This window comes from Microcoleus sp. Pol12A5 (assembly GCF_036701435.1).
Classification (GTDB): Bacteria; Cyanobacteriota; Cyanobacteriia; order Cyanobacteriales; family Microcoleaceae; genus Microcoleus.
On record NZ_JAUBQU010000201.1, the window covers coordinates 1 to 6,486 of the forward strand.

Genomic DNA, 6,486 nt, shown 5'->3' on the forward strand with positions numbered 1-6,486 from the left:
ATTTAACTCAACCCGAATTCTGCCAACAACTCGCCACTGTCAGCGAAAACAATTTCATGTATCTGAGTCAGATGTTAAGGGCGATTGCGGATAATTCACACCCCGATGCTAATCTGGGGGAGTCCTCACTTATCTCTGAACTTCCTCCCGGTTTAGCAGCGTATTATCAAAACCACTGGCTGCGGATGAGAGGTGATGCTTTATCGGCGATCGAGTTGTCTGTGCTGAATGTTTTGGTACAATCAACAGCAAGTTTATCTGTAAGTGCGATATCCAATATAATTGATCAGGATGAATACGATGTTGAAAAAGTGTTAGACAATTGGATCGAGTTCTTAAATAAACAAGAAATTGGAGAAGAAATTTGCTATAGTTTGTATCATAATAGTTTCCGCGAATGGCTAGGCAAACAATCTATTTTAGAATGATGATGAGGACACGGCGCCGTGTCCCTTGGTATGAACAAACACGTTAAACCGATAGTCCGACACGGGTTGAAACCCCTGCCTCAAAGCTGAAGTCCTATAAAAGAGGACTAATGAATTATTCACTCCTCTTTTAGAACACTTTGGCTATAAGCCCCGTGGAATTCATTCCTTGGCGGACTGGCGGGTAGGCGGGACGACTAGCGGACGAAAAGCTTAAGTTGACACGCCTTGGGCATTGCCGTGTCCTGAATGTCGGTAATATCAATTCCGATGCCACCGAGTTTTATATTATATAAAAAACAATACAACAATGAAACGAGCAGTATTTCTTGACAGAGATGGCGTTCTCAATATCGAAGCCGGCTACATTCACAAAGTAGAAGATTTGCATTTAATCCCCGGAGTCGCCCAAGCTGTACGCCGTTTAAATGACAAACAAATATTTTGCTGTTTGGTTTCCAATCAATCGGGTCCGGCGAGGGGTTATTATCCGGTTAGCCACGTAGAAGCTTTGCACAAACGCCTGTGTCAGTTATTAGAAAATGAAGCAGGAGCCAAGTTAGATGCTCTTTATTACTGTCCTTATTTAAGCGCAGCAGAAGGCGGAACCAACCCAGAATTCACGCGGTATACAACGTGGCGAAAACCAAATACAGGGATGTTGGTAGCGGCGGCTTGGGAACAGGACTTAGATTTGCGAAATAGTTTTATGGTGGGGGATAAAGCCACTGATGTAGATATGGCTCACAATGCCGGCTGTACTGGTATTTTGGTCCAGACTGGTTACGGAGAAAGTGTGTTGAGTGGGGAGTATCAGCACCATACTAAACCGGATTTTATTGCAGCAAATTTAGCCGCGGCTGTGGAGTGGATTTTGCAACACTTTGATTAGTATTTGTAGTGGGATTTAAGTTATTTCTCGTGGAGTATTACAGGAAAGTGCTACGTAAGGAAGCGCGACTGTAAACGTTGTACCGATTCCCATTTTGCTTTCGCAGGCGATCGCACCTCCTTGCAATTCCACAGCTTTTTTAACAATTGTTAATCCCAAACCGTTACCTTTAATCTTTCCAGTATTCTTGCATCGGTAAAACATTTCAAATATTTTCCCTACTTCGGTTTCCGGGATGCCGATACCTTCGTCTCGGATGCGGATAATTAGTAAGGGAGAGTTAATATTGGTAAAGTATGAATTGGAAAAGAAAGAGTGAGGAGACAAGCAGAAAATAGCTTCTTTGTCTCCTTCGCTTGCTGGACGGCATTCCAATTCCAAGGTGACTTGCCCGCCGTTGGGGGAATACTTGATGGCGTTGACGATTAAGTTAGAAATAATGCCGTGCAGCAATTGTTGATCTAATATTGCACTGGTAACATCGGACGGGATTAATGTTAGTTTGTGTTTGGCTTCATTTCCTAACTGCAATTGATCGAGCAAGTCTTGACAAAATTCGACTAAATTTATCGGTAATGGATTGCATTTGAGTTGGCCTGCTTCTGCTCGACCCATGAACAGCATATCGTCGATTAGCTGGTTCATCTTTTGGGTAGCTGAGTGCATCAGCCGCAGGGTTCTCACTTGGGCTTCGTCACTGCTGCGAGTTCGATCGAGCTTTAGCAGTTCCGCAGAAATTAAAATCGCGTTGAGCGGGTTCCGCAATTCGTGAGCGGCCATTGAAATATACTGGTTTTGGCGGTGCGATTTTTCTTCCACCGACTCTCTGACTGCTTCCGAGGCTTTGAGAGATTCTCGCATCTTGGTTTCGATTTCGTGTCTGTGCAGGGCAATCTCGATCGCCACACGCAAATCATTTTGTTGAAATGGTTTAATAATATAACCGAATGGGTCTGTAAGTTTCGCTCTTTCCAGCGTTTTATCGTCGGCATAAGCTGTTAAAAATACTGTCGGCACATTCCTATTAATTCGGATTTTCTCGGCCGCTGTTACCCCGTCCATGTCACCTTTAAGCACGATATCCATCAACACTAAATCGGGCGGGTTTTCTATGGCTTTTTGAATAGCTTCTTCTCCTGAAGAAACCGTAGCTGTTACTGCATATCCCAGTTTTTTTAATCGACCTGCTATGTCTTGAGCTACAATAACTTCGTCTTCTACAACCAAAATTTGTATAGGGTTCATTTGTCGTTAAATACGCTGCCGATAATTTAACTCTTGGAAAATCAGAGTGTAGCAGGTTCCACGCTGACTGTCAATGGCAATACTCGCCTCTAATTGGTCAGCCAACATTCTCACTAATCGCAATCCTAATGTTTCAGTATTTTCAACGTCAAAATCCGCCGGAAATCCGCAACCGTTATCTTGAATAGTTAAATGAAATTGGTGGCTATTTATTTCATAAAAATTAATAGATATTTCACCATCTAAACTTGAGACAAAGGCATACTTTAAAGAATTAGAAACCAGTTCGTTAATAATTAAGCCGCACGGAATTGCTGTTTCTATGTTTAAATAAATGGGGTCAACTTTGATGTTAAATTGGATGGGAGTGTTGCCACAACCAAAAGATTGATACAAATTAGCAACCAAATTTTCGACGTAGGGGGACAGGGCGATCCGATCGAGATTGTCGGATTGATAAAGTTGCTCGTGAATTAGAGCCATTGAATGGATGCGAGTCTGGCTTTCTTCAAATAAAGCTAGCGTCGGTTCGTCTTCAATGTATTGAGCTTGAAGTTGCAGCAGGCTAGAAATTATCTGCATATTATTTTTGACTCGGTGGTGAATTTCTTTGAGCAATACTTCTTTTTCGCGGAGTGCTGCTTGGATGCGGGCCTCGGTAAATTTGCGATCGCTGATATCTTCGGCAATACCCGCGATGCGGTAAATGTTGCCCGATTCGTCGTAAATGGGAAAAGCTCGATCGCACACCCAGCGAATTGTGCCGTCTGGCAGAAAAATCCGATATTCGGTATTGGTGGAATCGCCCTGCAACACTCGCCCCATTGCCTCTTCCAACAGGCGTTTATCTTCTGGATGCACCCACTCCATCATTTTTAAGGGATCAGCATACAATTCTTCGCGACTGCGCCGCCAGATTTCTTCGTAAGCTGGACTCAGGTACAATAAATCGGTGAATTCTGCAGACATTAGCCAGACGGAATCTTGAATATTTTCTGCTAACTGGCGGAAGCGTTCTTCATTTTCACGGATGGTTTTTTCTGCCTGTTTGTGTGCGGTAATATCTACTGCAATGCCCACGATGCGGTAAACTTTACCAGAGTGATTTCTAATCGGAAAAGCCCGATCTCGAATCCAGCGGGTTTTGCCGTCAGGCCTAACAATTCGATATTCTATCTCGTCTTCCAAATCAATTTTTTTAGTTAAATTAGCAATAACGCGCTCGCGATCTTCTGGATGGAGGGAATCTGCAAAAAAGCGCCCGTTAGCATACAAATCAGCGCAGCTTCTGCCCCAAATCTTTTCGTAACCCGGACTAATATAAATAATTTCCTGGGGTTGAACGTTTACCATCCAAAACACGCTTTCAATGTTTTCTGCTAGCTGTCGGAACCTTTCTTCGCTTTCTTTCAGCGCTGCTTCGGTTTCTTTGCGATCGCTAATATCTTCGGTCACTACTACATTGTAAATTGCCCCGCTCAGTGGTTCTTGGATGAGCGATACTGTAATATTTACCCAAACTACAGTGCCGTCTTTGTGCAGCAAGCGTTTTTCCATTTTAAAACTGTCAATTTCCCCAGCAAATAATTTATTATTTTGTTTTAAATCTGCATCTATATCTTCCGGGTAAGTAACGTCCATCCAAGTTCGCGACAGCAGTTCGCTCGCACTATATCCCACTATCTCGCAGAATTTTTGATTAACTCGCAAATAGCGGCCTGTTTGGTCAGGGTGGGTAATGCCGACTGCCGCTTGTTCGACGGTTGCCCGAAAGCGTTCTTCGCTATCTCTGAGCGTTGCTTCTGCTTTTTTGCGATCGCTAATATCGCGCTGCGCGCCAAAATACCCGACGATTCTGTCGTGGGAATCGTAAATGCAAATATAGTCGCCTTCTAGCCAAAAGAAAACCCCGTCAAACTTGCGATTGTCATTTTCGATGTGAATTCTGCCCGCATCGAAAAATTGCCTCATTATCTCTCTGCCGCCCGTCAAGTTGTGCGATAAGAAAGAGTAAAGCGTCCGACCAATAAACTCTTCCCTAGTACCTCCGTATTGAGCTATCAAAGCATCGTTTGCCTTCGTTACCCGCCCGTTAGCAAATACGTAATCCAAGACTTTTTCTTTGTTAACTGTATCGTCCCAGTGTATGGGTTCGTCCAGCATCATAAAGAAAAAGCCATCTAAAGATTGAGAGAAAAACAATTCTAGTTGTTCCTGGCTTTCCCGCAGAGCTTTTTCGGCGCGCCAGCGAGAGAGAATTTCTTCCTGCAATTGATCGTTTGCAGTTTTCAAGTCTTCAGTGCGCTTTTGATATTTAATTTCTAGCTGATTTTTAATTTCTTCCAGCGCTATTTCTGCCTGTTTTTTTTCGGTAATATCTTGGGTAACGACCATGCCGGCAAAAATTTCTTCCCGGTCGTTCTTGACTGGAGCAATTGTTGTTGAATAAACGCGACCGCCGTATTTATATTCAAAAGTATTCTCTTTTCCTGCCAAAGCAGCGCAATATGTAGTCTGAAAAAGGGGCAAATCTTCAGGTGGCGATACTTCCCACAACGTTTTGCCTTCCAACAGTTCTTTGGACAAACCAACTACTGCCAAACCTTGGCCGTCAACCAGGGTATAGCGCAAATCGCGATCGAACAAAAACACTGAACCATTCGGATAATGTTTGATGAGAGTTCGGTACATTTCCTGGCTTTTTTCCAGAGATGCGATTAACTGAATGCGATCGTCCTCGGTGCTATCAAATTCACTTACGGAACCCGAAGAGTCTGCATTCTCGACTGCTTTAAGTTGTGCTTCTAATTTCTGGCACAATTCTCTTTGCTGCTGCAAATCCTCTTCAAGTTGCCGAATTTTTGCTTTTTGCTCTGCTACTAATGCTTCGCAGGTTTCCAGAGGTCGATCGATCTTGGTAGGATCAATACACATAATTGCTCTAGGTTTGGCAGTTGCGGACTTGAGCTTTTTCAAGCCCATACTAACAAAGCTCAAGCCTTCACTGCATTAGCCAAAGTTTTTCTTAACTTCTTCCTTCTTCCTTTATTTAGGAACTCCCGCCGTCAAGACTTCATGGCCCTCCAGTGTCACCAAAACATCATCTTCAATTCTCACGCCAATACCGCGCCATTTTTCAGGAACCTCCGGCTGTCCTTCAACAGGCTTAATATAAGGAGAAATATAAATCCCCGGTTCCACAGTCAGCACTTGTCCTGCCTGCAAAACTTGCGGATTTTCGCCGTACTGATAAACGCCGACATCGTGCACGTCCAGTCCCAGCCAATGACCAGTGCGGTGCATATAAAATGGCTTGTATTTCTCTTCTTTAATTATCTCTTCAATGTCCCCCACCAAAAGTTTTAAATCCATTAAGCCTTCCACCAAAACGCGCACTGCCGTTTCATGAATTTTGCTGTAAGGATTTCCGGGATAGACTTGACTAATTGCCTGCAATTGTGCTTGCAAAACTAAGTCATAAATTATCTGTTGTTCAGTTGTAAATTTGCCGCTAACAGGAAAGGTGCGAGTAATATCGGCGTTGTAGTACCCGCAAGCACAACCGGCATCTATTAGCAGCAAATCGTTTTCCTGCATTTGCCGATTGTTTTCGATGTAGTGGAGGACGCAGGCATTGTAACCTGATGCAACAATTGAAGGGTAAGCGGGAGTGCAGCCATTTAAGCCAAAAATATGTTCTATTTCAGCTTGAATTTCATATTCGTATCTGCCCGGTTTTGCGAATTCTTGGGCGCGGTTGTGCGCTGCAACTGAGATATTAGCGGCTTTTCGCATTAATGCTAATTCAGTTTCGCTTTTCACCAGCCGCATCGGGTGTAAAATAATGTTGGAATCTTCGATTGCTGTGGGGCCTGTGCCGCGTTTCGGGTAGGTTGCCATCAAGCGCTGCCAGTGATTGAG

The 6,486-nt window shown here is 43.7% G+C and carries 4 protein-coding genes and 1 pseudogene; 2 read left to right on the forward strand and 3 right to left on the reverse strand.

Features of this window, described 5'->3' with window-relative positions; genetic code table 11:
* A pseudogene (locus tag QUA45_RS27300) lies at positions 1 to 428 on the forward strand (hypothetical protein); the annotation flags it as partial.
* A gap of 310 nt (positions 429 to 738) precedes the next feature.
* Complete coding sequence (locus QUA45_RS27305) at positions 739 to 1,320, forward strand: HAD family hydrolase (protein ID WP_190736768.1); 582 nt, start codon at positions 739 to 741, stop codon at positions 1,318 to 1,320.
* A gap of 15 nt (positions 1,321 to 1,335) precedes the next feature.
* On the opposite strand, the gene QUA45_RS27310 is transcribed toward QUA45_RS27305, so the two are convergent.
* From QUA45_RS27310 to QUA45_RS27320, 3 genes are all read right to left on the reverse strand, one after another.
* Positions 1,336 to 2,565, reverse strand: a complete 1,230-nt coding sequence (locus QUA45_RS27310) for an ATP-binding protein (RefSeq protein ID WP_333222980.1) — start codon at positions 2,563 to 2,565, stop codon at positions 1,336 to 1,338.
* Between the two features lie 6 nt (positions 2,566 to 2,571).
* Positions 2,572 to 5,499 carry a PAS domain S-box protein gene (locus QUA45_RS27315; protein WP_333222983.1) on the reverse strand — a complete coding sequence of 976 codons (2,928 nt, stop codon included), beginning with the start codon at positions 5,497 to 5,499 and terminating at the stop codon, positions 2,572 to 2,574.
* 111 nt (positions 5,500 to 5,610) lie between these two features.
* A partial coding sequence (locus QUA45_RS27320; RefSeq protein WP_333222984.1) for a M24B family metallopeptidase occupies positions 5,611 to 6,486 on the reverse strand: 876 nt, incomplete at its 5' end.

Bases quoted from the DNA above. Each gene is read 5' to 3' on its own strand.
- QUA45_RS27305 (WP_190736768.1), top strand. From the start codon at position 739: ATGAAACGAGCAGTATTTCTTGACAGAGATGGCGTTCTCAATATCGAA.
- QUA45_RS27310 (WP_333222980.1), bottom strand. From the start codon at position 2,565: ATGAACCCTATACAAATTTTGGTTGTAGAAGACGAAGTTATTGTAGCT.
- QUA45_RS27315 (WP_333222983.1), bottom strand. From the start codon at position 5,499: ATGTGTATTGATCCTACCAAGATCGATCGACCTCTGGAAACCTGCGAA.